Consider the following 24,938-nt stretch of genomic DNA (forward strand, 5'->3'; position numbering starts at 1 on the left):
TTTATCTTTTCTCTTCTAGATGGATCTTTGCTCTGATGTTTTGAGCCAAAAGCTTTTCATTTTTCTTATCAAAAACAATATCCCTACCCCGCACGACACCCTGAGAATCGCGCAGCAAGAAATCCCCCTTGCCATGAAACACCTCTGTTTTGGCATTCAAAACCCCTTTGGCAGAAAAAAATGAAATTCCATCGCTACGCTTATAATCCACTCCATTATCAAAGCTATAGACATCTTGCTTACGGATGATATGCTTTGCTGCAAGATCCTCAAAAAGCCCCTTTTCTAGACTGCGGGAAATGGATACATTATTAAAGCTCTCATGATCCTTATACTGGGTACCCTGCTCACCCATGATGATGGCATCAGTGATATCTTTTTTGATCTGATACATCTTAAAACCCTTCACTTCAATCTTTGCGATGTCTACATTATCGGTGTCCATAAACACATCTCCACGCGGATCAAAAGAAAGTAGAGCAATGATGACAAGCAACAAAATCCCCACAAAAAACAGCGAAATGGAATTATTTTTTAAAAAACTCAAGCACCTTATCCTCTAAATTTTCCTGCACAATCAGCCAATCAATCATCTCGCGCACCGCGCCGCTGCCACCCTCTCTAGATAAGATTTTGTGCGCATGCTTTTTGAGGATCTCAGAGGCATTAGCAGGCACAAAACAAAATCCGCAAGCAAGAAACATGGGCAAATCATTCAAATCATCTCCCATGCAAGCAATCTGCTCTTTTTTGAGCTGGTATTTTTGCTGCAGGGATGCAACTACATTGCGCTTATCTTCCACCCCCAAGTGGCACTCCTGGATGCCAAGCTCCCTAGCACGCTGCTCCACAGCCCTACTCTCCCTCCCAGAGATCAAAGCTACTTGGCGCCCGAGCTTAAGCCAGCAAGCAATGCCAAGTCCATCTTTGACACAAAATGCCTTGCTCTCTTTGTTATCATTCCCATAGTAGAGCCTCCCATCTGTGAGGGTGCCATCCACATCCAAGCAGATCATTGTAATCATAGCGCACCTTTTGTACTGGGGATGAGGATGCGCTCATTTTTGCTCATCGCTCTGCGCAAAGCCAGGGCAAATGCCTTGAATCCTGCCTCGATGATGTGATGGAGATTGTGTCCACGCTTGAGAGCGAGATGCATGCTGATACGGCTCTGCATGGCCAACGCACGGAAAAACTCCTCAATAAGCTCGACATTAAAATCCCTGATATTCCCCTGCAGGATTTGCTCGCCTAGATTTTTGCGTGCAAGATCAAAATGCAAAAATGCTCGATTGCTCAAATCCAGATCACATTCCACACAGGCCTCATCCATCACCACGCTAGCATTACCAAAGCGCTCCACCCCGCTCAAAGGGTACAGGCATTCCCCAAGCAATGTACCAATAACAATCCCACAATCCTCTATGCTATGATGATAATCCACCCCAAGATCGCCGATACATTGCAATTCCAGATCCATTAAAGAATGCTTAGCTAAGGCCTCAAGCATATGATCAAAAAATGCAATATCTGTAGCAATGCGCGCTTGACCGCTGCCATAGATCCTAAGCCCTGCTTTGATTTTTGTCTCTTTTGTGTTGCGCTCTAAATACTTCATTTATTCCCTTATTATGATTGGATTTTCCAATCCATTGCTCAAACCAAAATCCATGGCCTCATCCTCACTCTTGAAACCTCGCACAAACACGCGGTAAAGTCCGCTATCAAGTCTGGCATCAGCTTGATAGTTTTTGGAATTTCCTAGCAGCTTTGCATAATGCTCTTGGGTCTGCTTTGCACCGCTTTCCTTGCGAAATACCCCCACTTGCAACGCAAAAAGCCCGCCTTCAACGGTTTCCTTGCTATCCCCAACCTTAAATTCTTTCTCCAGCGTGCTAGAGGATTTTTTCAAATCTTTTTGGAAGTTTTTCTCATAATTCTTAGCCACCAGCCCACCAAAGCCAATGACCTCTAGGCGCACCTGCGCAGTGCCTTTGTTGACCATGCCAATATCATGTGCTGCTGCATTGCTCAAATCAATAATCCTGCCATCCACAAAGGGGCCGCGATCATTGATTCTAACAATGGTGATTTTACCATTTTCTTTATTGTAAACCTTGACAATTGTATTCATGGGCAGGGTTTTGCTTGCGGCCGTATGTGCATACATATTGTAAGTTTCCCCATTGGAGGTTTTTTTTTCATGGAAATTAGGACCATACCAGCTAGCGATTCCATCAAAGATATCTCCTACATCCACACGACTGGGATAATACCATCTGCCAGCGATTTTGTAAGGCATCATGGTGGCGCGCTGGATTGCTGGGGATTCCCTCATGCCCACCATCATCGAAGAATTTTTCTCAAACATCTCAACAGGAATATTTCCACCCCCAAAGCTAGCGCTATAATCCCCATAGGACTGATTGGCAAAATTTGCAGTATAGCCCTTTTTCTTCCACTCCTTATAATCCTCAAAATCACTAAAAGCCCCCACCCCACCTTTGTAAGAACTTTGTGGCGCACAACCTAGAAAAAAAACCATCCCCACAAAAATCCACAAAGCAGATTTTTTCACTAGAGCCCCTTATTGGCAAGCTTTTTATATTCTTCTCTCACAACAGGGATGATAATTTTTTGATTTACCTTCAAAAAGACTTTTTCCATTTGGTTGGCAAGCTTAATTTCTTGCACACTGACTTTGTATTTTTTGCTAAGTCGATTTAATGTATCGCCCTTTTTGATTTTGTGCAACACAAAGATGCGATTGGGATTTTCATCAGGCGTATAGGCCTGCTTGAAATAAGAAAGCTTCTCATAGGGGATGTAGACGGTATAATCTCCCTTGCCTGGGGGAAGAAAGTTGTAGCGAAATTGGCGATTGTATTTTTTTAGCTCAAGGAGTGACATATCTAGCTGGCTGGCGATGTATTCTAGCATCGTTCCAGATTTGATCTGCACACCCACAATGCTATCTGCTGCACCGCGATTGAGTAGGTATTTCTTATCGCTATTTTGCAGGCGCTCATAATTATTAAATGCCAAAGACATCTCCAAAATCATGCGGATGTACTCGCGCGTCTCCCTGGGGAGGTATTTTTTTTCTTCGCTAAGCAGTGTCTCAATGTCTGTGGTCCCTGCTTTTTTAATCGCCTTTCGCAGATTACCGATGCCACAATTATATGCCATCGCTGCCAAATACCACTCGCCCGTATTTTTGTAAAGATAGCGCAAATACCTTGCCGCAGCCTGGGTGCTCTTGATGGGATCGCGACGCTCATCTAGATAGTCATTGATCTCTAAGCCCAAGATCTTGGCAGTCTTTGGCATGATCTGCCAGATTCCTGCGGCCTTTTTAGAGCTATATGCGCGCAAGGAAAATCCAGATTCTGCCATTGCTAGAAATAAAAATTCTTGGGGAATTCCTGATTCAACCATGATGGAGCGCAACACAGGGATGAACTCATAACCATTGTCAAATTGTTCCAGAAAAAAATCCCACTTGGTATGCAGGCGATTAGAGGTAGAAAAACTCTTCTCCTGCAACTTGGTTAGATACGCTCCACTCACACCAAAAGAATTGAGCACTCCCTCGCTATAGCGATCATAGCTGATGCGATTAAAATCCGCAAAAACCCCGCTAGATGCTAGGCAGAATAAAACAAAGATTCTTGAAAATTTCCTCATAGAACTCCTTGAAATGAAGCCAGCATTTTAACGGTTTTTTGCTAACTAGGAACCAAGGCCAAAAATTCTTTGTGCATTTTGCGTGCTAATTTGCTCTAGCTCTGCAAGACAAATGCCCCTCACTTCTGCGATTTTTTGGGCGATAATGGGGATGAGAGAAGGCTCGTTGCGCTTGCCTCTAAATGGTACTGGAGCCAGATAGGGTGCATCTGTTTCTAACAAAATCCTATCTTCTGGGATCTTTGGCAGCACTGCAGTGATTTTCTTGGCATTTCCAAAGGTGCAAATCCCCCCAATGCCATAATAAAAATTCTTGCTAAGATTTAGCAAAATCTCATCGGCATTGTAGCAATGCAGCACCCCACGCGCATCCTCATACTCCCTCAAAATCTCATACACATCCTCGCTTGCCTCGCGAACATGCAAAATCAAGGGCTTATCTAGCTCTAATGCAAGCTTTATGTGTGCACAAAAAAGCTCTTTTTGTGCATTTTTATAAGCCTCTACCCCCTCTTCTGGCACTCGGAAATAATCCAGCCCGCATTCTCCAATAGCTAGACATTTGGGATGCTTGGCATATCCTATGAGATCCCCTAGCTCCCCTTTGTTTATGTCGCAGGGATGAATGCCCACTGCAAAAAATACACAATCATATCGCTCTGAGAGCGCCAAGGCTTGGGGCAGCTCTAGGGGATTGGCCCCTGGGATGAGGAAGCGCTCCACCCCCTTACTCCTAGCCCTAGCAATCACCTCATCCACATCAGGCACAAAGCACACATCATTGAGGTGGCAATGCGTATCCACAAACATATCTCTTCTCTCCTTTCTTGCTTAAAAGCCCTCTTATCTACGCCCTCTGATATTAGCCCCAGATTTCTTCGTAGAGGAAATCCCTAAAGCCAAGGGGTTTAATTTTCTTTATTTTGGTTAAAATGCCCAGCAATTGTAACAGAAGAGTAAGAATGTTTAATGGACTCATCCAAGAGATTGCTAAAGTCAAGGAATTCAAAAATAACATCCTCAAATTAGAAGCAGCCCATCAGCCAGGAATTGGGGATTCCATCGCAGTAAATGGGGTGTGCCTCACTGTCATAGAATGCTTTGAAAAAGGCTTTGCATTAGAACTTAGCGCGCATACCCAAAAGACAATCGCGCTAGAAAATTACCAAAAACAAGTGCATATCGAGCCAGCGCTAAGCCTGCATACAAGGATTGATGGGCATCTTGTGCAGGGGCATGTTGATGGGGTGGGAAGCATCAAAAAAATCACCAAAAAAGCCAATCAAATAGAGATGCAAATTAAGGCCCCAAAAGAAATCCTAGCCCTTTGCATTCCCAAGGGATCCATTTGCATCGATGGGGTGAGCCTCACCATCGCGGGGATTTCAGAGGATTTTTTTGAACTTGTCCTCATCCCTCACACCTTCTCCCAGACACTTTTTCATACCTACAAAATAGGAAGGCGCGTGAACATAGAAACCGATATGATTGTGCGCAGTATTGCCACGCTTATGCAAGGCAAGACAAAGACCACAACCTGGGATGCCCTAGATTCGTTTTTGCTAAGTTACTAGCCATGAAAAAAGCTGCTGCACTCGCCTATGCCCCCTATCAAAATTCCGCTCCCAAGGTCGTGGCCTCAGGCAAGGGAACCATCGCAGAGCAAATCATCCAAAAAGCCAGAGAATATGATGTGCCACTATTTAGTAATACAGCATTGGTAGATTCCCTCATTGGCATAGAGATTGATAGCCAAATCCCTCCAGAACTCTATCAGGGCGTGGTAGAGGTATTTATCTGGCTGGAGCATTGCGAGAAAAAAGCTCAAGCAAGCCATAATCCCTGATGGAGCCACTGGGTTTTTGAGGGAGAGTGTTTTAGCGCAGGGAGCTTGGTGGATTCCTCTGCCTTGACCCAAGCAAATCCCAGCACAAGCGCAACAAATCAAGTAGAGAGTTTTTGGAGGAAGGGGAGGTTTTTTTGGATGAGCGGGGAGGCTTTTTGGAGGAAATGCGAGCCCGTGACTAGGATCGAAAAAATATAAATGAGTGTCAATATGACCTTATGAGATTTTGATGAGATTTTTTGGATGAGATGAATCCCGATGCTCACTCCCACCATGGCACTGATGCCAACGACCATCCCAATATGCAAAACCTCCTCATCAATCACGCCATGGCGGAAAAAAGAAATCGCTCCAGAAACAGAAGAACAAATGATAAAAAACAAAGACAATACGCTAATTTTTTTGGCATCAAATCCTAGAAAATACATCAAAATCGGAATCAAAATCAGCCCTCCGCCAATGCCAAGAGAAATGGCAAAGACCCCAGTGAATGCCCCTGCAAAAATCATCACACTGGCATAGCGAAGTTTTTGATCGCGGAATTCTGTTTCTTTGAGCTTGTGACTGGATTTTTTTGTGAGGAATTTATAAAGGGAGATACACATCAAACACAAAAAAATAAAAGTCAGTAAGACTTCGCTCAAAACCTGCAGCACCAAGCCGCTAAAACTCGCACCAATCATGCCCCCAATGCCCAAAAAAATACCATCACGCAGAGAAAATAGGCGTTTTTTGTAGTTGATAATAGACCCAAAAGTAGAGGCAAAAATCATCTGAAATACAGAAATTGCCACAGCATGATGCATGCTAAAACCAAGGCTCGTCATCACCGGCACAATCACCGTCCCACCCCCCAATCCAAAAAGCCCAGAAGTGATTCCAGAAAACACCCCCACAAGCATGTACAAAAAATCCATATTTCCTCGCTTCCTGGTATAAAAAACGCGCGAGATGTACTATAGTGATTGTTTTTGAATGGATGGCATAATTTGCTACAATTGCACAAAAATTCTTGGATCAAGATGCAAAAAAGTATTCGCATAATTGGCGTGGTTTTACGGCCCAATACCCCCCATATCATCGATTTGTTTTCCCAAATCCAAAAAGCCTTTGAAAAAGAGGGGATAAAGGTACTGCTAGAGCGTACAGAGATTAGCAAAAATGTCGCTTCGCTGCCATTTTCTGAGATGGTGAAGCAAGTGGATGCAATGTCTTCTCTTGGCGGGGATGGGACACTCATCTCGCTAATGCGCAGGCTCTATGGCTGCAACCTCCCTGCCTTTGGCATCAATATCGGGAATCTTGGCTTTTTGACAGCGACCAATCCTGATAGCATCTCTTCCTTTGCCAAAATCTTGAAGAATGGGGATTATAAAATCAATGCCCATATGCTGCTAGAGGCACAAATTGGCACACATCACAGCATTGCTGTGAATGAATTTTTGATTTCCAAAAATAATTTTCTTGGGGGGTGCTTAAGAATCCATGCCTTCATTGATGAACAGCAATTCAATACCTATCGCGCAGATTCCCTAATCATCGCCACTCCCACAGGATCCACTGCCTATAATATCAGCTCTGGAGGGTCAATTGCTTATCCTTTGTGCAAAAACATCCTCCTCACTCCCGTCGCAGCCCACACACTCACCCAGCGCCCCATGGTATTGCATGATAGCTGCAATCTCAATTTTAGGATCGATCCACAGGGCTCACTCATCACTGATGGCCAAGAAAAAATCCCCCTTACCAAAGAAGACACTCTCTCCATCCACGCTGCAAAGCATCCAGGCTATCTCATCCAGGCTCATGACTACAATTATTTCCAAATCCTCAAAGAAAAATTCCAATGGGGGCAATAAATGGGACAACAAATAAGAAAAACCAATGATTGAATACATCAAAATCAAAGAAAATATAGTGTTTGAAAACGTGGAGCTAGAGCTCTTTGCAGGGCTCAATGTCTTTAGCGGAGCTAGCGGGAGTGGAAAGTCGGTTTTTATGGAGTCACTGCTGGGGGTTTTTGGACTTAGGGAGAGCAATGCCAAAAGCATCCAAACCCTCATCTCTGGGATTCCTTGGGAGGGTGAGGAAGAGCTGGTTTTGCACATCCAAAAAAACCCAAAAACCAGATACAACCTCAATGGCAACATCATCGCAAAAAAAACCCTACAAAACATCCTAGCTCCAGCAATCAAACATATTTCGCTCAAAAATGCCGCAGAATTGCGAGCGCAAAATCTACTAAAAACACTAGATTGCCTCATCATCCATCACCAAAAAGGCTACAAAGAATTGCTAGATTGCCTAAAGAAAAGCTTTTGTGCGTATAAAAATTGTCAGAGTGAGTATCAAGATTTGCTAAAAAAAGAGCAAAATCTGCAGGAATTAAGGGAATTAGCATCCTTTGAGATCCAAAAAATCTCATCCATCAACCCTAAAATTGGAGAATACGAAAAACTCATGGAGCTAAAGAAATCCCTCTCCAAAAAAGAAAAACTCCAAGATAAGATCGCCTATGCACTGCAGGCTTTTGATCATCTAGATTGCATCCATGATGCGCTGCAGGCCTGTGAGATAGAACTTCCTCATTTTAGTGATTCCCTGCTTGAGGCAAAAGAAATTCTGCAAGAGCAAAATAACAAACTCCAAGATCTTGAAGGCATAGAGCCCGAAGAGCTTTTAGAGCGTATCTCAAATCTCGCCTCTCTCAATCAGCGCTATGGAAGCATAGAGGGTGCACTTGCACATCTAAAAACTCAAAAAGAAAAACTCAAAGATTATGAAAATCTAAGCTTCCACAAAGAAGAGCTAGAAAAACAATGCCAAGAGCTAGAAAAACAATGCCAGCAAACTGCCAAAGAAATCACAAAATGGCGGGGGCAGTTTCTAGAGCTTTTCAAAAAAGAGCTTGAAAAAAACTGCCAAACCCTAAAGCTCCAACACCTAGCAGTCTCCCTCATCCCCTGTGCCATAACAGAAAATGGGACTGAAGAGCTAGAAATCAAGCTCAAAGAGAGTCCTGTGCAGAATCTAAGCATGGGAGAGTACAACCGCCTGCGCCTAGCCCTAATCTGCCTAGATTGTGCCTATAATCAAAATACTGGGATCTTGGTGCTTGATGAGATCGATGCCAATCTTAGCGGAGAAGAGAGCGAGGGCGTGGCAAAAATCCTAAAAATTCTTTCCCAAAGCTATCAGGTCTTTGCAATCTCCCATCAGCCGCATTTGCCCGCCCTTGCCAATCATCACTATCTGGTGTACAAAACACCAAAAGGAAGTCAAATCAAAGAGTTAAATCTAAAAGAAAGAATCCAAGAGGTGGCTAGGATGATTAGCGGGACAAATATCACAAAAGAGGCACTAGATTTTGCTAAAAAGCACCTGGGGGGCTAGGGATGCAGCTCTCTTGGCTCAAAAATATCGCAAGGCTTTTCAAAGAATATCAAGAAATCACACATATTAGGCGCATTGAAGATAATTTTTTTTATATAAAACTTGATGGAGAGGGTTTTTATTTTGATCTTAGCAAGCAGAAAAATCAGATTTTTCTAGCGCCTGAAATCTTGAGCAAAAAAGTCTATCAGGCCCCTTTTGACATCCTGCTCCAAAAGCTTTGCACGCATGCAAAGCTAAAGGATTGCTCTATTGATGGGAATAATCGAATCTTGATTTTTTCCTGTGTGCAAAATAATGCTTACAAGAGCTTTGCTTTTTTTCTGCATTTTGAATTCACTGGCAAGCACACCAATGCCATCATCACAGACCAAAATCACAAAATCCTAGAGGCATTGCGCCACATCAACCCCTCCAAAAGCTCACGCGAAATCAAAGTGGGACAAATCCTAGAACCCCTCTTCCAAAGAGAGGGACATTTCCCAGATCTCCCCTATGATAAGGACTCTCTTTTTGAGCAATTGAGGCAAAATTACGCACAGATGCTAGAAAAACAACTAACAAGCAAAAAACAGACACTCTTAGGGCAACTCACCAAAAAAAGCACCAAGCTAAAAGATTTGCTAAGCACACTCCCAGAAAAATCTACACTTTTAGAAACCGCAAAAAAACTTAGCGATGAGGCTACGCTGCTGCTTGCAAATCTCCACAAAATCCCCCCCTATGCCACAGAAATAACCCTGCAAGATTTCTGCCAAAATCCCATCACCATCACCATAGAAAAACCCTATGCCTCACCTCAAGACCTGGTGAATGCAAGATTTTCCCAGAGCAAAAAAATCACACAAAAAGCAAAAGGAATTGCCATCCAGCGCCAAAATCTTGAGGATAAGATAAGGTTTTTGGAGCGTGAGATTGATTTCATCACACACACCAATGCACTAGAAAATCTCCTCATCCTCAAACCACAAAAGCAAAACAAAAAGAAAGAACACAAGTTTGAGAGTTTTTTCATCCAGAATTTCAAGATTTCTTTGGGGAAGAATCAAGCAGAAAATCAAGAACTCCTAGAAACTGCCAGGGCAAATGACATTTGGCTACATATCAGAGACATCCCATCCTCACATATGATCATCCACTGTGGCAAAACAAAAGTGCCCCCACATGTCATCAAAAAAGCCGGAGAAATCCTTGTGGGGCTTGATTGTGTTGGAAAAGGGAATTTTGAAGTCGATTATACCTTGAGGAAATTTGTAAAAATCAAAGAAAGGGCCAATGTGGTGTATGCAAAACACCAAACCCTGAGTTACAAAAAATAATCAAGGAGTTCCCATGGCAATCTCTCCGATTGGAAACATCACCTACATCAACCAAAATACTCAAGCCACTGCCGCAACAATCCGCCATGATATCACACCTGGGGTTTCACAAGAATTTGAAGACAAGCTAAAAAATATCGAGGAAACCCGCCCAACTGAAGATGCAAACAAGATTGACAAAGACACCCAGAGACAAAATCAGCAAAGCTTCCAAGAGCAAGGCAAGGGTGAAAAAAATCCATCAGAAGAAGAGACACAGACCTCCTCCCACACCTCTCATCTCCTAGATGTCAAGGCCTAACCCATCTCTGATGGAAATGTGCAGGCTCAGTGAGGGGGGCACTCAAGACATGAAAATCAAGCGTGGGGAAACAGGTGGCAGCATAAAGCCTCAAGTGCTAGTGGGGCGATAGCATCAGGCGCAATAAAATTGCAAAAAGACCCGATAGCAAAGTCAAAAATACCTAGTGTCACACAAAAAAAGTATCACACAAAAAAAACTAGGGACAAAACCAAAGAGAGTAAAAAACTCAGTGTAATTTGTGATTGGTAAAATCGCTGTGCTACAGGGTTAGCTCATCATGTTGGCAAATTTCAAAAAGAGCTTTCTGGCTTCCTTGGGGCCAGGGCTTGATTCTGGATGGTATTGCACAGAAAAAATGGGTGCATCTCTATATGCGATGCCCTCAATCGTGCCATCAAAAAGATTGCGATGTGTAATCTCTGCGACCTCCTTAATACTCTCTGGCACAGAATAATTGTGATTTTGTGATGTGATTTCTACCTCGCCAGTTTGCATGTTTTTGACAGGATGGTTGCCACCGTGATGCCCAAACTTGAGCTTATAAGTCTCATAGCCATGTGCGATGGAGAGCAATTGATGGCCCAGACAAATCCCAAACATGGGGATTTTTGCAACGATGAGTTTTTGGATCTCTTGAATCTCTTTGCGCAATATCATGGGATCCCCCGGTCCATTAGAGAGAAATACTCCCTGAATCTGACCAGAGGCAAAACGAGCAATGATATCTTCTGCCAAAAAGCTATGAGGCAGGATCTCCACCTCAAGCCCCGCTGCAGTGAGTTCATTGAGGATATTTGTCTTGATTCCAAAATCAATGGCGATGATGTTTTTCTTGGTTTTTGAGGGCTCATAGTCCCATGTCTCAAAATCAAAAACACCCCTTTGGTGTTTGTAGGAGGATTTGGTAGAAACAAGATTGATGTAATTTATCTCCTCGATGCGTTGGGATTTTTTTAGCATCTGGCGCAACTCTTGCTTGTCAGAGATCTCAGTAGAGGCAATCATCATCATGGAGCCTTCCTGGCGCACTGTTTTGATGAGATCTCTGGTATTCACCCTAGCTATCCCCATGATATTAGACCGCCTTAGCAACAAGTCTAGACTCTCTTTGGCACGGAAATTAGAAAAATACTCATTATACTCTCGCACCAAAATCCCCTTGCAATGCGGAGTCTTTGACTCTGCATCCTGGGGATTGGCCCCCACTATGCCAATCTCTGGCATGCTAAAAACCACAAACTGCCCTGCATAACTGGGGTCTGTGATGATCTCTTGATATCCACTCATCGAGGTATTAAAGACGATCTCGCCCACGCTGCTACCCTGCGCGCCAAAAGAGGAGGCCTCAAAAAACATCCCATTTTCTAAATAAACCCAAGCCTCTTGCACTAAAAACCTCTTCTCTTTAGTTCCTCTTGATACATCTTCTCAAAGACGAGCTCATATTCCTCTGTGCCCACAATCAATTTTCGCTTATAATTTTTTAACTTATCAAATACTGCACTTTCGACATCTTCATACACCTTGGCATACAGGTCAATGGATTTGAAGATGAGATTTTTCACAAGATTTTCACTCACCCTTACTTTGATAAACCCCTCCAAGATCAATTCATCCAAGAGCTTATGAGAGAGTTCATTATAGCGATCCTCCCAGGAGAGAGAAAAATTCTCATCATTGGCGATCTGGCGCTTAATCATCCAAAAAAGCTGTTTTTCATCTGCGCGCATGAACTCAATATTTTCTAGATTCTCCTCGATAAGCTGCTTTGCTTTTGCATCAATCTGCATTTCTTTTTTGATTCCCTCCTCCAAAACCTCCCCAGCGATTTTTGCAATATTTTCTAGAGAAGTTTTGACCTCCAAAAGATTTGAACCTGCAATGTCAATGGCAATTTTATTGGCCACATAAGGAACATGAGTTGTTTTCAATTTCATTGCGCACCCCTTTGATTGAATGGCTCATTTTAACGAGTTTTCCATAAATCTTTTATAAAAATCCTAAAAGATTAACTGATTTTCCTCTTCTGTAATCTTCTTCTCTGGCAGCTTAGAAATATCAGTATAAAAATACTTGGTTCCATCAATAGTCTTTTGATAAACACCATCAGGAATGCGGAAATTCCTCCCAAGTGCTGGGTCAATTTTTAGAACATGATTGATAAAATCTGAAAACACAGGCGCCACGATACTAGCCCCGCCACCCACGCGCCCAATGGAGCCATTATTGTCATTGCCAAACCAAATCACAATCTGGATATCTGGAGTGAAACCACAAAACCATGCATCATTATTATTGTTTGTCGTGCCTGTTTTGCCAGCCACATCCATCCCTCGCACCCTGGCTCTGCGCGCAGTTCCATTTTTCACGACTTCTTCCAAGATTGAAGTCACTAGATATGCTTGCTGGGGAGAGGTGATGTCTTCTTGATTGGGGTGGAAATATTCTTTGACACCACTTGGCTTGATGACTTCTTTGATGAGATTTGGCTCAATCATGGTCCCATGATTAGAAAAAATCGAATAGGCACGCGCCAAATCAATGGGAGTGACAATTAAGCTGCCCAGAATAATCGTGAGATTTTTTGTGGCAGGATGGAAGCCATAGCGCTCTAGGGCATTATAGGTTTTCTCAAATCCCACCGTGTCTACGAGATTGATGGTAGCAAGATTGAGGGAGTGAATGAGCGCATAACGCAAGCTCACGATCCCATTGAAGGAATTTGCCGCATTCTTGGGGCGCCAGTACTCATCATCCTTGCCAAAACTCCGTGCCACATCTGGGATCATGGTAGCAGGAGAATATCCCATGTCAAAGGCATTGAGGTAGATAAAGGGCTTGATGGTGCTGCCAATTTGTCGACGAGCTTGAGTGGCTCGATTAAATGAGGTTTTATTATAATCAATGCCGCCAATGAGCGCTAAAATCTCACCAGTTTTTGCCTGCGTGACGACCATTGCTCCATTGAGCATATTTCCTTTTTCTAACTTATTAATCTTGATTGCATGTTCATAGCCCCGCTCCATCACCTTTTGGGCGATATTTTGATAATCCAAATCAATGCCCACTTTGATCACATAACCCCCAGTCCTAAGATCTTGGATGTAATCTAGCTGTTTTAAAACCATATCCACGACATAGGGAGCTTGATTTTGAGCTAGGGTCTGATTATAAACCTCTGGGATCTCCACCAATGCACTACGATACTCACTCTCCCCAATCCATCCAAGGTTATACATTCTCTCCAAGATATTATTGGCACGTGCAAGGGAAAAATCCATATTTTTGGTGGGGTCATAATAGCTTGGTGCGCGCGGCAGGCCCGCGATCATGGTGATTTCTTTGAGAGTGAGCTGATCGAGGGATTTTTTGAAATATCCAAGGGCCGCTGCCTTGACTCCAAAATAACCATGTCCCAAAAATGTATCATTCAAATAACGCTCCAAAATCTCTTCTTTGCTTAGTATCGATTCAATCTCAATGGCTAACATAGCCTCTTTAATCTTGCGATAGAGCGTCTTGTCGCGTGTGAGGATTGTATTTTTGATTAATTGTTGGGTGAGAGTGCTGCCTCCCTCAGAATATTTGCCATGACGCAGATTTTTGATGGAAGCACGCAAAATCGCATCATAATTGATGCCATGATGCTCAAAAAACAGTGTATCTTCCACAGCCAAAAGCGCTTCAATCATCCTCGGGGGGATTTCATCAAAGCGCGCATAAAATCGGAACTGGCTGCCAAAAACATTGGCTACCAGCCGATCTTTTCGATCAAGAATCTGCGTGGTAAGCTGTGGTTTATAATTTTTTAGCTTTTTGACATCCTCCTGCAGGCTCACCCACACGATGAATAGCCAAAACAACAATCCCCCAGACAAAATCAAAAATAAAACAAACCATGTCTTTTTTTTGAAAATCAATGCTTTTCCTCTAACTTGCGCTTTTCTTCAGCAAAATACGCATGCTTTTGGGCATACATTTCATTGATGCATTCCATGACCCCATTGCTTGCTTGCTCCATTGTCTGGATTTTTTCATCAATAATCTCTTGGATGTTTTCTGTCTTTTGCTTAATGGATCGCACCAGCGAATTAGCGCTATTATGCACCTGCATATGATAGGAATCGAGTTTTTTATAGCCCTGTGTATCAGAAAAGTCCCTTTTGCCCTCACCCTCAAAATACCATTTGCCCAGGCGACACTGCGTATGATCGACTTGATTGAAGGTATCACTAAGCTTGAAGACAAACGCATAGAGATTGTTTTTATAAATGACATGATCGAGTTTTGCAAGGGTGCAAAAGACTTGGTTATTGGAATTTTGCACAGCATACTTTGCAAATGTGGAGCGGGTTTTAAAATCATTGACTGCATCATGGAGTTTTTCGATTCGTACCTTCATATCGCCTGCGACCTTGTTGGTGATCTCGATGCCAGATTGGATGTCGCTGGATTCTTGCTGCATGGATTTGACCACGATGGCAATCTCCTTGGTAGCCTTTTGGGTCTTTTCTGCAAGCTTCCTCACCTCATCTGCCACCACAGCAAATCCCCTGCCATGAGCCCCGGCACGCGCAGCTTCAATGGCGGCATTGAGTGCTAGGAGATTGGTTTGTTCTGCGATGTCATCAATCAAAGAAATCACACTGGTAATGTCATTGCTGCGCTGCATCAAGGAATGCGCTAGAGACATCACGCCTTGCATTTTTACATAGAGCTCTTTCATATCTCCTAGAGTCTCCTCGCTAAGACCCAGTCCCTCCAAGCCGATTTTTTGCCCATTTTGGGCCTCCGTTAGAATTTCTTTAAGCTCTTGCAAGATATTTTGCAAAGAAATCTGGGTCTCAGAAAATCCCTCCTTTAGGGAAGCAAAATAGCCAAGGAACAAATCTCTTTTGCCAGATTGAGGGAGGAATCCCTGCTGCCCATCTTTGAGTATATAGCAGATGCAATCACCAATCCTATGCTGGTGCACATGATAGTTCCTCTCTCTTAACATCACTTCCTGCTTGGAAAAATCAAGCCTCAAAAGCTCATCTTCTCCAAATGTCTGAGCTTCTTTGTTGCGAAAAATCACCCTCCCATCCTGCAGCAAAAGCACAATCCCCTCTGTATACAAAAAGGCCATCTCCCTGTATTGCGCAAGCTCTTGATTCAACGCCTCAATTTCTGAATTTTTCTGCGCAATGCGCAACGCGATTTCCTTAGAATTTCCAAACACTTTCATCTCCTAGTCATTTTTAGGTGGAATTATAGCCTTTATTCTTGAGGTTTTGCATGCTTTTTTGTTCCCATCCATAATGAGAATATATGCTATAATACGCATCAAAAATGCTAATCATAGCTGATCCAAGGAACAAAAATGCAAAATAGACTTGAGACATTAGAATCGATTCTAGAGCGATTAAGGGTTTCTATCAAAAAAAATGGCCTGAAAAATTCCAAGCAAAGAGAAGAAATCCTTAGTGTGCTTTATAAAAATCGTAGGCATCTAAGCCCAGAGGAAATCGCAAATGAAATCCGCATTAAAGACAAAAATACAAGCATCTCTTCCATCTATCGAATCCTAAACTTCCTAGAAAAGGAGCATTTCATCACCACTCTTGAAATGGACAAAAATGGCAAACGCTATGAAATCGCAGCAAAAAGCCATCATGATCACATCATTTGTCTTGAATGTGGGGGTATCACAGAATTTGTAGACTCTAAAATCGAAGAGAGACAGCTAAAAATTGCTGCGGCAAATGAATGCAGGCTCATTAGCCATGATATGCGACTTTTTGTCGTATGCAAAAAATGCCAAAAACAAACATAATTAATCCTTGCAAATATCTTGAGTAAGTAAAGGCTTGGCAAATTCCAAATCCCTGCTTGCCCTCCTCCCCAAAATATCAGAGAAAAATCTTGGATGCATCCCATGATTAGGACGAAAAGAGCCGATATTCTCGCGCGTGAAGCGCTCTCCTTTTTTGATGGGTTTTTTCACAAAGAGACTGCGTGCAAAAACACGTTTTCCCCTCAATTCTTCTAAGGTTTTTTTATGATGAGGATCCCCCAGGGCTAAAATGCTATCCTGGATCTGCGCAGCCATTTGGGCAAACTCCTCTGCCTCCATACTAAAGCTACTATCCACCCCGCCAAGACTACGCTCTAAAATAAAATGCTTCTCAATCATGCTTGCTCCTAGTACTGCAGCAATGATGGCACACAGCGAGCCTAAGGTATGATCAGACAATCCAAATTTCACACCATATTCTCCAAAGCGCTGCATTGCCAATAAATTTGCCTCTTTTAGCGGCGCGGGATAGGAGCTTGTGCATTGCAAAAGCGTGATGTCAGAATTGCCCGCTTTCTCACACATCTCCAAAGCCTCTTTGATCTCCTCTTCTAGCGCAATGCCAGTGGAGAGGACGATGGGCTTTTTGGTAGATGCCACCTCATAGATGAAGAGGGGATCGATGCATTCAAAGCTTGCGATTTTGTAGCGCGGGCAGTTTAGAGATTCCAAAAGCTCCAATGCCTCTAGACTAAAAGGCGAGCTAAAAAGCTCAATCCCTATTTCTTTTGCATAGGCAAAGAGCTCTCCATGCCATTCCCAGGGCAGGCATGCCTCTGCATAAAGATCATAGAGATATCTTCCCTCCCAAGGAGAGTCTCCCTCAATCCTAAAAATAACATCCCTGCTATCCAAGGTGAGGCAAGAGGGGCGATAGGTTTGGATCTTTATGGCATGTGCGCCTGCATGTTTAGCCGCTTGCATATGACGCTTGGCAAGAAGGAGATCTTGCTTATGATTGGCACTAATCTCTGCTACAAGAAGGGGAATGCTGGGGGTTAATTTTTCCATAGATAAACACATCCTGATATTGTTGATTAACAAAGACATATTCTTGCAATGTCCCTGTGCGTACAAAGCCATTGCGCTCATAGCAGGCAATGGCCCTTTGATTTTCTTCCATCACCTCTAGCACCACAGAGTGCAAGCCTAGGTGGTCAAAGGCAATATGCTCCAAAAATTGCAAAATCCCATCACCAGCGCGCCTCTCATTGGGATTTTTGTAAAGCCCAAAATGCGCGGATTTATGCGAGAAATTCCTGCGAGTAATGGACCCCACTCCAAGGGCTTGGCCTTCTTTTTTGAACAACCAATAACAAGAAGAAGCGCTGTGTTTGAGATTTTCCAAAAATTGCAAATGCCTCTGCAAGGAGATGGGGCTAGCATCATACATCCATCGTGAGATCTCTGGATGATTGCGAAATGCTAGCACCTGGAAAATTTCTTCCTCACTCAAATCAATGAAGTTGATCGCATCCATGCCAGCAAAACAAAAAATTTTAGCCATCCTCACCCCCTTAGAATTTCTAGCAAGCAATCTTTGAGCCTGCTTCCAAATTGCATCCTAGCACAATTTCGCGCCATTGCCTCTCTGGTGGCAAAATCAAGGAGAGGGATTTTTTGGGCCAAATCCTCTAAAGAAGTTTTTTGCACCAGATGCATCGCATCATAAATCCCCACTTGGTGTTCTTGATTCTTTGCGATGGGCAGCACCAAGGTGGGCACTTGGGAGAGAATGGCCTCATTGACCATCCTCCCCCCTGATACAATCGCCAAATCCACCTCCGCAAAAAGCCAGGCCAGTTTTTTGGCATCGATATTTCGCAAAACCTCAAAATGCGTGGAGAGATGATGGACATAATGCGCTCCAAGCACGATAATTACATCATACTCCAGCTTTTCTAGGATTTTTGTCACCCTTTGGGTGTAATTCCCCTCATCACTCCCCCCAAAACATAGCAAAATTCTTTGGATCTTGGGGGCAATGATTTTATTTTGGCAAAAGGTTTTGTCATAAATCATATATTCCAATCCCGCATAAACAGGGCCCAAATGCCCTGCATAAAGCTCTTTTGTGTGGATTCCACCATTGAGAATCACGCTGCCAGGCGGAAAAGAAATCCTTGCAACATCATCAATAATCATAAGCCTCCTGACCCTGTGGGCAATCTCTAAAAACTGCGAGCTAGAAATCTCATAGCTATCAATGATAGCCACATCTAACCCCTCTAATAGAGGCAAAATCCCCTCTGCTAGAGGCATCTTGGCGCTATCATCATAATGATAAAATTCCACACAAACCCCAAGACTCTTTAATAAATCCACCAGCAAAACACAGCGACTAAAATGCCCCATCCCCACCCTAGCCCCAGACTGGCAAAAAACTCCAACATTTGGCGCGCTAGAATTTTGAGATTTTGGGTGGGATCTTGGGAGATTTTCCCAGGCTGGCATGGCAATGATGGGGGATTTTGGCCTGATTTCAGAGAATTGGCTCGAGGATTTGCGACAATGCTTTGGTATTTTCAAAAAAGATTTTTTAGAGGGTTTTGGCATGCTTCATTTTATACTTGATTTCTGCAAGATTCCAATCATCCATCGTGTCAATATCCTGCACCATCATTTTGGGCAGGAGGATGGGCAGGGAGTGAGCACCAAAAATCCACCTTTGCTCCAAAAAACTCTGCGCATAGCCCCAGTAAAATGCCCCAGCATCATGATAGATTTTTTGCAAATCCTGCGAGCGCACAAACTGATACTGGGGGAATAACAACTCAATTACCTCTTCTTGGATAAAGAATCCTCGCAGTGGGGAGTTTGCAAATTCTGCCACACCAAAAGCATAGTTTTTACTGGGATTTTGCAAAAGAGCCTCCATGCCCTGCAATACATATTTTTGTTCCAAAAGAGGTGCCGTGGCATAGATGCAGCAAACCAAATCCCTCAATCCTAGCCCCAGACTCTCTACTGCATGGGCCATCACTGGCAAAGTAGCAGCAGTATCATTGCTCAAATCTTGGGGGCGCTGCAGGGGATTGGCACCATAATTCTTGGCCACCTCCAAAATCTCTGCATCATCACTGCTCACCACCACGCAATCAAAGACCCCAGTCTCTTGGGCCAAAAGAATCGAATAGGCAAGAATGGGCTTGCCACAAAAATCCTTGATATTTTTCTTAAAGATTCTTTTGCTTCCCCCGCGTGCTGGGATGATTGCTACTTTTTTCATCATCAATACGGATATTCTGTATCCATCGCATCCGTGGCAAATTTTTTCTTGCTGGTATTACTCAAATCTCCGACATTTGCATACTGGATCTTAGCATCTGCTAGATATTTGGACTCTACAGTGTTGTCACGATTGATGTCATAGGGGCGTACCACACCACTGACCTCTATCATTTGTTTTTCCCCATCCACAAGAATGTCTTTTTTACCATAAATAAAATAATTCCCATTTTCTAGTACCTTAACAATGCGTGCTGTGATCACAAGGCTAAGACTTTCACTCTTGCTCTGCGTCCCACCACCTTTGAATGTGGAATTACTGCTAGGTTTTGTCATTGTGTAATTGGTGCGATCATCGAGATCTTGAGTCTGACGAAGCCTATTGGGATCGGTGCCATTGTATTGCAGTCTAGGGGAGGTGGAATTGCCACTGGAATTGTTGTTATAAGATTTGGAAGAAGAATAATTAGCGCTAGAATTCTCATTGATGATCACAGTGATGAGATCATAGGGGCGCATGGCACGCCTATCAGAAAATAGCGGCTTATCCCCCTGGCCAAAGAGGCTGCCAGGCTTAGCAAAATCAGGGACAAAATCCCTTGCAGGCATTTCTTCTACATACTCAGGGGGGTTCATCTCAATCTCAGGCTGATAGGCCAAAAGCACAGAACCTGCGAGTAAAAAGTGTAAAAATTTCATTTTCGTCCTTCATTCTTTGCTATAATAAAGCAAGTTTTATTCCAGAAATAAGGACTTCCATGAGCAAGATCAAAGGACAAATCCAAGAAGACCTCAAAGAGGCAATGAAAAGCGGTGATCATTTCAAGCGCGATACCCTGCGCCTACTAAATAGCGCATTCAAGCAAGTAGAGGTAGATCAGAGGATTATTTTAAGGGATGAAGATGTCATAAAGATCCTAAAAACTGCCTACAAACAGCGCCAGGATGCAGCCAGCGCATATCAAAATGGAGGCAGGGAGGATCTCTTTGCCAAAGAGAGCAAGGAAATGGAGATTATTGCCTCCTATCTACCAAGACAGCTAGATGACCAAGAGATTAAAGACGCTCTGCAAATCATCATAAAAAATACTGGAGCCAATGGGCCAAAGGACATGGGCAAGGTGATGCAGGAGACAAAAAATCTGAGTGCTGATGGCAGGAGAATCTCTGCCATCTTAAAAGATCTTTTGGCAGAAAAATAAGCCTCACTATTCCTAGTACTGTGCACATGGCTGCACCAAATTCTAGGAGCATCACAGTGCTGCGCTAAAAATCAAGTCGGATTTACACCAGGATTCCCACCAAACTTCATTATTTTTCGCGCAAGTTTTTGGAGTTTGCTTTTTTAAGAAAGTTCTGTAGCCTTTTTCTTTTTCTGCAATATTTGAGAAAAATATAATACAATAATTACACTGGTGGCAGAAGCCACAAGCCCCATAAGGAGACAAGGATGCGCAGCGATAAAATCAAGCAAGGGATCCATGCAGGACCTGCAAGGAGTCTACTCTATGCCACAGGAAAAGTGAAAAACCAAGAAGATATGAACAAGCCCTTTATTGCTATTTGCAATTCCCATATTGATATTGTGCCAGGACACACCCATCTAAGAGAGCTTGCAGACATCGCAAAAGAGGCGATTATAGAAGCCGGAGGAATTCCTTTTGAATTTAACACCATTGGGGTGGATGATGGCATTGCTATGGGGCATATTGGCATGCGCTATTCCCTTCCTAGTCGAGAGCTTATTGCTGATAGCGCAGAAACCGTAATTCATGCACATTGGTTTGATGGGGTTTTTTACCTTCCAAACTGCGACAAAATCACTCCTGGGATGGTCATGGCAGCAGTGCGCACTAATGTTCCTGCCATCTTTTGCTCAGGTGGGCCCATGCAAGCAGGCAAGGATTCTCATGGCAATACGATTACACTTTCTAGCATGTTTGAGGCTGTAGGAGCATACCAACAGGGCAAGATCAGCAAAGAGGAATTTGATTTCATGGAGCAAAATGCTTGCCCAAGCTGTGGATCTTGTGCAGGAATGTTTACTGCAAATTCCATGAATTGCCTACTTGAAATCCTAGGGCTTGCACTGCCAGGAAATGGCACCATCCTAGCAACCTCAAAAGAGCGCAAGGATCTTGTGCGAACTTCTGCGCTGCGCCTCATGGAACTTGTCAAAAAGGACATCAAGCCTCGTGATATCATCACCAAAGAGGCAATTGATGATGCCTTTGCACTTGATATGGCCATGGGAGGATCGACCAATACGGTGTTACACACTCTAGCAATTGCCAATGAGGCGGGCATTGCCTATGATCAAAATCGCATCAATGAAATTGCTAAGCACATCCCCTATTTGTCTAAAATCGCCCCCTCTTCCATCTATTCGATGCATGATGTGCATGAGGCAGGCGGGGTTTCTGCGATTATTAAGGAATTGCTGTCTTTGCCCAATGCCATCCATGGGGATCGAATCACTGTGAGCGGGAAGAGCATAGCCCAAAATGTCGCAAATGCCAGCATCAAAAATAAGCAAGTCATTCGCACCAAAGAGGATCCCTACAGCCATTGTGGGGGACTCTCCATCCTCTATGGGAACATCGCACCAGAGGGCAGCGTGATCAAGGTGGGTGGCGTGGATCCAGATATCCAGATTTTCCAAGGGAGAGCCATTTGCTTTGACTCTCATGATGAGGCCATTGAGGCAATTGATGGGGGCATTATCAAAAAAGGGCATGTCGTAGTGATTCGCTATGAAGGTCCCAAGGGAGGACCAGGGATGCCAGAGATGCTTGCCCCTACTTCTAGCATTGTAGGCAGGGGACTGGGCAGAGATGTCGCATTGATCACTGATGGGAGATTTTCTGGTGCGACAAGAGGAATCGCTGTAGGGCATATTTCTCCAGAAGCAGCCTCTGGAGGGCCTATTGGGCTTATCAAAGATGGGGATGAGATTCTCATCAATCTCCTAGAGCGAACCATTCACCTCAATCTGAGCGAACAAGAACTTGCAGAAAGACAAAAAGGAAGGAAGGAATTCACACCCAAGGTAAAGACAGGCTGGTTAGCAAGATATAGCGCATTAGTTACCTCTGCACATACAGGAGGGATTATGCAGCTCCCTAAAAATTAGGAGAGAGTATGGAAACAGAGAAAATATCAGGGGTTGGCATATTGCTCAAATGCCTCCAAGATCAGGGAGTGGAGTTAATATTTGGCTACCCAGGTGGTGCTGTATTGCCTCTATATGATGGCTTATATGATTGCAAGATCCCCAACATCCTCACCCGTCACGAACAAGGAGCAGTGCATGCTGCCCAAGGCTATGCAAAATCCACCGGGAAACCAGGAGTCGTCGTTGTTACCAGCGGTCCAGGCGCAACCAATGCCATCACAGGAATTGCAGATGCAATGAGTGACTCTGTCCCCATCATCATTTTCACGGGGCAGGTGGGCACTGCAGGCATCGGCAAAGATGCTTTTCAAGAAGCCGATGTGCTAGGCATGACACTGCCCATCACCAAACACAACTATCAAGTACGCGATGTTGCCATGCTAAAACGCGTTGTTGATGAGGCCTTTCACATCGCCACAACTGGGAGAATGGGGCCTGTGCTCATTGACTTACCCAAAAATATCACCTTGCAAGAACTACCCCTCTCAAGACTAGAAAAATCTGGGAATGCCATAAATATGCCAAGCTATCAGCCCACGCTCACTCCCTCCCATCAACAAGTCCAAAAGCTCATGCAAAAGCTTGCATACTCTCATAAGCCTCTCTTGCTTGTAGGGGCTGGTGCAATTCCCGCGGGTGCAGAAATATTTTTATTTGCCAAGCGCTATGGGTTGCCTGTGGTTTCTACGCTTTTGGGACTTGGGGTGATTCCTAGTGATTATGAATACTTTTTGGGCATGGGTGGCATGCATGGGAGCTTTAGTGCCAACATGGCGTTGTGTGAATGCGACTTACTCATCAACATTGGAAGCAGGTTTGATGATCGCCTAGCTAGCTCGCCTAGTCATTTCGCTCCCCATGCCTGCATTGCGCATATTGATATCGATCCTGCGGAAATTGGCAAGATCATCTCCACGGATATTCCCATCGTCGGGGATAGCAAAAATGCCATCAAGCAAATGCTAGAAGCAGAGATCCCCCCATCAGAGATTGAACAATGGCAAAAGCTCTGCCTTATGCGAAAGCAGCGCCATCCCTTTGGATACAAAGATAGCACAGAGGTCATCAAGCCTCAAAAGGTCATTGAGATTATTGGGAAAATCACCAAAAACCGCGCATATGTAGCCACGGATGTGGGACAGCACCAAATGTGGGTCGCGCAATTTTATCCCTTTAGCTTCCCGCGTCAATTGGTTACTAGCGGCGGGCTTGGCACGATGGGCTATGGGATCCCTGCGGGCATTGGCATAGCCTTTGCTCACAGGGATGCGGATGTGGTTGTATTTGTAGGAGATGGAGGATTCCAGATGACCAACCAGGAATTGGCCATTCTCAATGAAAATGAGCTCAATGTGAAATTTGTACTTTTTAACAATAAAGTACTTGGCATGGTGCATCAGTGGCAGGGGGAATTTCACAATAAGCGCTATTCTGCCTCAGAATTTAGCACGCAGCCAGATTTCATGCTCCTAGCAAAAGCCTATGGAATCGCTGGAGTGCGAATAGAAAATCCCCTCACGCTAGAAGAAGACCTTGCGCGTGCGTTTGCGCACAAGGGCTCCATTGTCATCGAGGTGCTCATCCCCAGAGATGAGAGTGTGCTGCCCATGGTACCCTCTGGCATGCCAAATGACAAAATGATAGGGGTGCAATAATGAAGCGCATAATTACTGCAATAGTTTATAATCACGCAGGGGTTTTGAATCGCATTATCAGCGTCTTGAATCGGCGCCAATTCAATATTGAGAGCATCACAGTGGGTGAGGCTGAAAAAGACATTTCGCACATGACCATTGTCATTCAAATCGAAAACCTTGCAGAGGCAGAGCAGGTCATCAAGCAAATTCACAAGCAAATCGAAGTGCTCAAGGCCTCTGACATCACAGAAGAGCCCCACATCGAGCGCGAGCTGGCACTCATCAAAATCCATGCGCCCCCATCCATGCGCACAGAGATCCACTCGCTCATTTTGCCCTTTCGGGCAGATATCGTGGATGTGGGACAAAAGACCCTAACCATTCAGGTGGTAGGAACACAGGAGAAAATCCGTGCCTGCATCGAGATCCTGCGCCCCTATGGGATCAAAAAGATCGCACGCACAGGGATTACAAGTCTAAAGAGAGGATAACCTCAAAATAAAATTAAGGAGA

Annotated in this window: 27 protein-coding genes and 1 pseudogene; 11 read left to right on the forward strand and 17 right to left on the reverse strand. The window is 43.9% G+C overall.

What is annotated here, in order from left to right; genetic code table 11:
- Nucleotide 1: 1 nt before the first annotated feature.
- Genes DQN48_RS06075 through DQN48_RS06095 form a run of 6 tightly spaced genes read right to left on the reverse strand, consistent with a single transcriptional unit; the run spans nt 2 to nt 4,497 of the window.
- Nucleotides 2-547 carry a hypothetical protein gene (locus DQN48_RS06075; RefSeq protein ID WP_013023476.1) on the reverse strand — a complete coding sequence of 182 codons (546 nt, stop codon included), beginning with the start codon at nt 545-547 and terminating at the stop codon, nt 2-4.
- Entirely contained in the window at nt 528-1,025 is a 498-nt protein-coding gene (locus DQN48_RS06080; RefSeq protein WP_013023477.1) for a KdsC family phosphatase, read from the reverse strand. The genes DQN48_RS06075 and DQN48_RS06080 overlap by 20 nt, the downstream gene beginning before the upstream one ends.
- Nucleotides 1,022-1,618 (reverse strand): imidazoleglycerol-phosphate dehydratase HisB, encoded by a 597-nt coding sequence (gene hisB, locus DQN48_RS07785; RefSeq protein WP_013023478.1) that lies wholly within the window; start codon nt 1,616-1,618, stop codon nt 1,022-1,024. The genes DQN48_RS06080 and hisB overlap by 4 nt, the downstream gene beginning before the upstream one ends.
- Complete coding sequence (locus tag DQN48_RS07790) at nt 1,619-2,545, reverse strand: septal ring lytic transglycosylase RlpA family protein (protein WP_049762236.1); 927 nt, start codon at nt 2,543-2,545, stop codon at nt 1,619-1,621.
- Nucleotides 2,546-2,577: 32 nt separating this feature from the next.
- Nucleotides 2,578-3,687: a lytic transglycosylase domain-containing protein gene (locus DQN48_RS06090; protein WP_013023480.1), complete on the reverse strand. Its 1,110-nt coding sequence runs from the start codon at nt 3,685-3,687 to the stop codon at nt 2,578-2,580.
- Between the two features lie 45 nt (nt 3,688-3,732).
- The gene (locus DQN48_RS06095; protein ID WP_013023481.1) at nt 3,733-4,497 is read right to left on the reverse strand and encodes a TatD family hydrolase; all 765 of its coding nucleotides are present in this window, start codon (nt 4,495-4,497) and stop codon (nt 3,733-3,735) included.
- A 152-nt stretch (nt 4,498-4,649) separates the two neighbouring features.
- Between DQN48_RS06095 and ribE the strand changes: the two genes are divergently transcribed.
- Both ribE and DQN48_RS06105 read left to right on the forward strand, forming a co-directional pair.
- On the forward strand, nt 4,650-5,261 hold the full coding sequence (gene ribE, locus DQN48_RS06100) for a riboflavin synthase (protein ID WP_013023482.1): 612 nt from the start codon (nt 4,650-4,652) through the stop codon (nt 5,259-5,261).
- Between the two features lie 2 nt (nt 5,262-5,263).
- Complete coding sequence (locus DQN48_RS06105; protein ID WP_013023483.1) at nt 5,264-5,533, forward strand: EscU/YscU/HrcU family type III secretion system export apparatus switch protein; 270 nt, start codon at nt 5,264-5,266, stop codon at nt 5,531-5,533.
- Between the two features lie 98 nt (nt 5,534-5,631).
- Here DQN48_RS06105 and DQN48_RS06110 read toward each other — a convergent pair whose 3' ends face one another.
- Nucleotides 5,632-6,450 (reverse strand): sulfite exporter TauE/SafE family protein, encoded by an 819-nt coding sequence (locus DQN48_RS06110; protein WP_013023484.1) that lies wholly within the window; start codon nt 6,448-6,450, stop codon nt 5,632-5,634.
- A 105-nt stretch (nt 6,451-6,555) separates the two neighbouring features.
- Between DQN48_RS06110 and DQN48_RS06115 the strand changes: the two genes are divergently transcribed.
- Genes DQN48_RS06115 through DQN48_RS06130 form a run of 4 tightly spaced genes read left to right on the forward strand, consistent with a single transcriptional unit; the run spans nt 6,556 to nt 10,546 of the window.
- Nucleotides 6,556-7,392, forward strand: coding sequence for an NAD(+)/NADH kinase (locus DQN48_RS06115; protein ID WP_041913380.1), 837 nt, complete (start codon nt 6,556-6,558; stop codon nt 7,390-7,392).
- A gap of 25 nt (nt 7,393-7,417) precedes the next feature.
- Nucleotides 7,418-8,926, forward strand: a complete 1,509-nt coding sequence (locus DQN48_RS06120; RefSeq protein ID WP_013023486.1) for a DNA repair protein RecN — start codon at nt 7,418-7,420, stop codon at nt 8,924-8,926.
- Between the two features lie 2 nt (nt 8,927-8,928).
- On the forward strand, nt 8,929-10,245 hold the full coding sequence (locus DQN48_RS06125; protein WP_013023487.1) for an NFACT family protein: 1,317 nt from the start codon (nt 8,929-8,931) through the stop codon (nt 10,243-10,245).
- Nucleotides 10,246-10,258: 13 nt separating this feature from the next.
- A complete protein-coding gene (locus tag DQN48_RS06130; protein ID WP_013023488.1) occupies nt 10,259-10,546 on the forward strand; it encodes a hypothetical protein in 288 nt (95 codons plus the stop codon).
- A gap of 270 nt (nt 10,547-10,816) precedes the next feature.
- Here DQN48_RS06130 and carA read toward each other — a convergent pair whose 3' ends face one another.
- The 5 genes and pseudogenes from carA to DQN48_RS07910 form a co-directional block, all read right to left on the reverse strand.
- Nucleotides 10,817-11,938, reverse strand: coding sequence for a glutamine-hydrolyzing carbamoyl-phosphate synthase small subunit (gene carA, locus DQN48_RS06135; protein ID WP_013023489.1), 1,122 nt, complete (start codon nt 11,936-11,938; stop codon nt 10,817-10,819).
- The gene (locus tag DQN48_RS06140; RefSeq protein ID WP_013023490.1) at nt 11,938-12,486 is read right to left on the reverse strand and encodes a DUF507 family protein; all 549 of its coding nucleotides are present in this window, start codon (nt 12,484-12,486) and stop codon (nt 11,938-11,940) included. Before DQN48_RS06140 ends, carA begins: the two co-directional genes overlap by 1 nt.
- 63 nt (nt 12,487-12,549) lie before the next feature.
- Nucleotides 12,550-14,469, reverse strand: a complete 1,920-nt coding sequence (locus DQN48_RS06145) for a transglycosylase domain-containing protein (protein ID WP_013023491.1) — start codon at nt 14,467-14,469, stop codon at nt 12,550-12,552.
- Nucleotides 14,466-15,014 carry a CZB domain-containing protein gene (locus tag DQN48_RS07905; protein ID WP_373973438.1) on the reverse strand — a complete coding sequence of 183 codons (549 nt, stop codon included), beginning with the start codon at nt 15,012-15,014 and terminating at the stop codon, nt 14,466-14,468. Before DQN48_RS07905 ends, DQN48_RS06145 begins: the two co-directional genes overlap by 4 nt.
- Nucleotides 14,991-15,776: pseudogene (locus tag DQN48_RS07910) on the reverse strand (methyl-accepting chemotaxis protein); the annotation flags it as partial. The gene DQN48_RS07905 and the pseudogene DQN48_RS07910, both read right to left, overlap by 24 nt.
- 135 nt (nt 15,777-15,911) lie before the next feature.
- Between DQN48_RS07910 and fur the strand changes: the two are divergent.
- Nucleotides 15,912-16,364 (forward strand): ferric iron uptake transcriptional regulator, encoded by a 453-nt coding sequence (gene fur / locus DQN48_RS06155; protein ID WP_013023493.1) that lies wholly within the window; start codon nt 15,912-15,914, stop codon nt 16,362-16,364.
- On the opposite strand, the gene pseI is transcribed toward fur, so the two are convergent.
- The 5 genes from pseI to flgH all read right to left on the reverse strand — a co-directional run bounded on the left by pseI (nt 16,365) and on the right by flgH (nt 20,312).
- Nucleotides 16,365-17,396 (reverse strand): pseudaminic acid synthase, encoded by a 1,032-nt coding sequence (gene pseI / locus DQN48_RS06160; protein WP_013023494.1) that lies wholly within the window; start codon nt 17,394-17,396, stop codon nt 16,365-16,367.
- Entirely contained in the window at nt 17,350-17,892 is a 543-nt protein-coding gene (gene pseH, locus DQN48_RS06165; protein ID WP_013023495.1) for a UDP-4-amino-4,6-dideoxy-N-acetyl-beta-L-altrosamine N-acetyltransferase, read from the reverse strand. Before pseH ends, pseI begins: the two co-directional genes overlap by 47 nt.
- A gap of 2 nt (nt 17,893-17,894) precedes the next feature.
- Nucleotides 17,895-18,740 (reverse strand): hypothetical protein, encoded by an 846-nt coding sequence (locus DQN48_RS06170; protein WP_148213331.1) that lies wholly within the window; start codon nt 18,738-18,740, stop codon nt 17,895-17,897.
- A 184-nt stretch (nt 18,741-18,924) separates the two neighbouring features.
- Complete coding sequence (gene pseF, locus DQN48_RS06175; RefSeq protein ID WP_013023497.1) at nt 18,925-19,617, reverse strand: pseudaminic acid cytidylyltransferase; 693 nt, start codon at nt 19,615-19,617, stop codon at nt 18,925-18,927.
- Nucleotides 19,617-20,312, reverse strand: a complete 696-nt coding sequence (gene flgH, locus DQN48_RS06180; RefSeq protein WP_013023498.1) for a flagellar basal body L-ring protein FlgH — start codon at nt 20,310-20,312, stop codon at nt 19,617-19,619. The genes pseF and flgH overlap by 1 nt, the downstream gene beginning before the upstream one ends.
- A gap of 59 nt (nt 20,313-20,371) precedes the next feature.
- Here flgH and DQN48_RS06185 point away from each other — a divergent pair, with 59 nt between their 5' ends.
- The 4 genes from DQN48_RS06185 (at nt 20,372) to ilvN (ending at nt 24,916) form a co-directional block, all read left to right on the forward strand.
- Nucleotides 20,372-20,815, forward strand: a complete 444-nt coding sequence (locus tag DQN48_RS06185; protein ID WP_013023499.1) for a GatB/YqeY domain-containing protein — start codon at nt 20,372-20,374, stop codon at nt 20,813-20,815.
- 248 nt (nt 20,816-21,063) lie between these two features.
- A complete protein-coding gene (ilvD, locus tag DQN48_RS06190) occupies nt 21,064-22,746 on the forward strand; it encodes a dihydroxy-acid dehydratase (RefSeq protein ID WP_013023500.1) in 1,683 nt (560 codons plus the stop codon).
- A gap of 8 nt (nt 22,747-22,754) precedes the next feature.
- Nucleotides 22,755-24,443 carry a biosynthetic-type acetolactate synthase large subunit gene (gene ilvB, locus DQN48_RS06195; protein ID WP_013023501.1) on the forward strand — a complete coding sequence of 563 codons (1,689 nt, stop codon included), beginning with the start codon at nt 22,755-22,757 and terminating at the stop codon, nt 24,441-24,443.
- Nucleotides 24,443-24,916 carry an acetolactate synthase small subunit gene (ilvN, locus tag DQN48_RS06200; RefSeq protein ID WP_013023502.1) on the forward strand — a complete coding sequence of 158 codons (474 nt, stop codon included), beginning with the start codon at nt 24,443-24,445 and terminating at the stop codon, nt 24,914-24,916. Before ilvB ends, ilvN begins: the two co-directional genes overlap by 1 nt.
- The last annotated feature ends 22 nt before the right edge of the window (nt 24,917-24,938 follow it).

Origin of the sequence: Helicobacter mustelae (assembly GCF_900476215.1) — a bacterium.
GTDB lineage: Bacteria > Campylobacterota > Campylobacteria > Campylobacterales > Helicobacteraceae > Helicobacter_H > Helicobacter_H mustelae.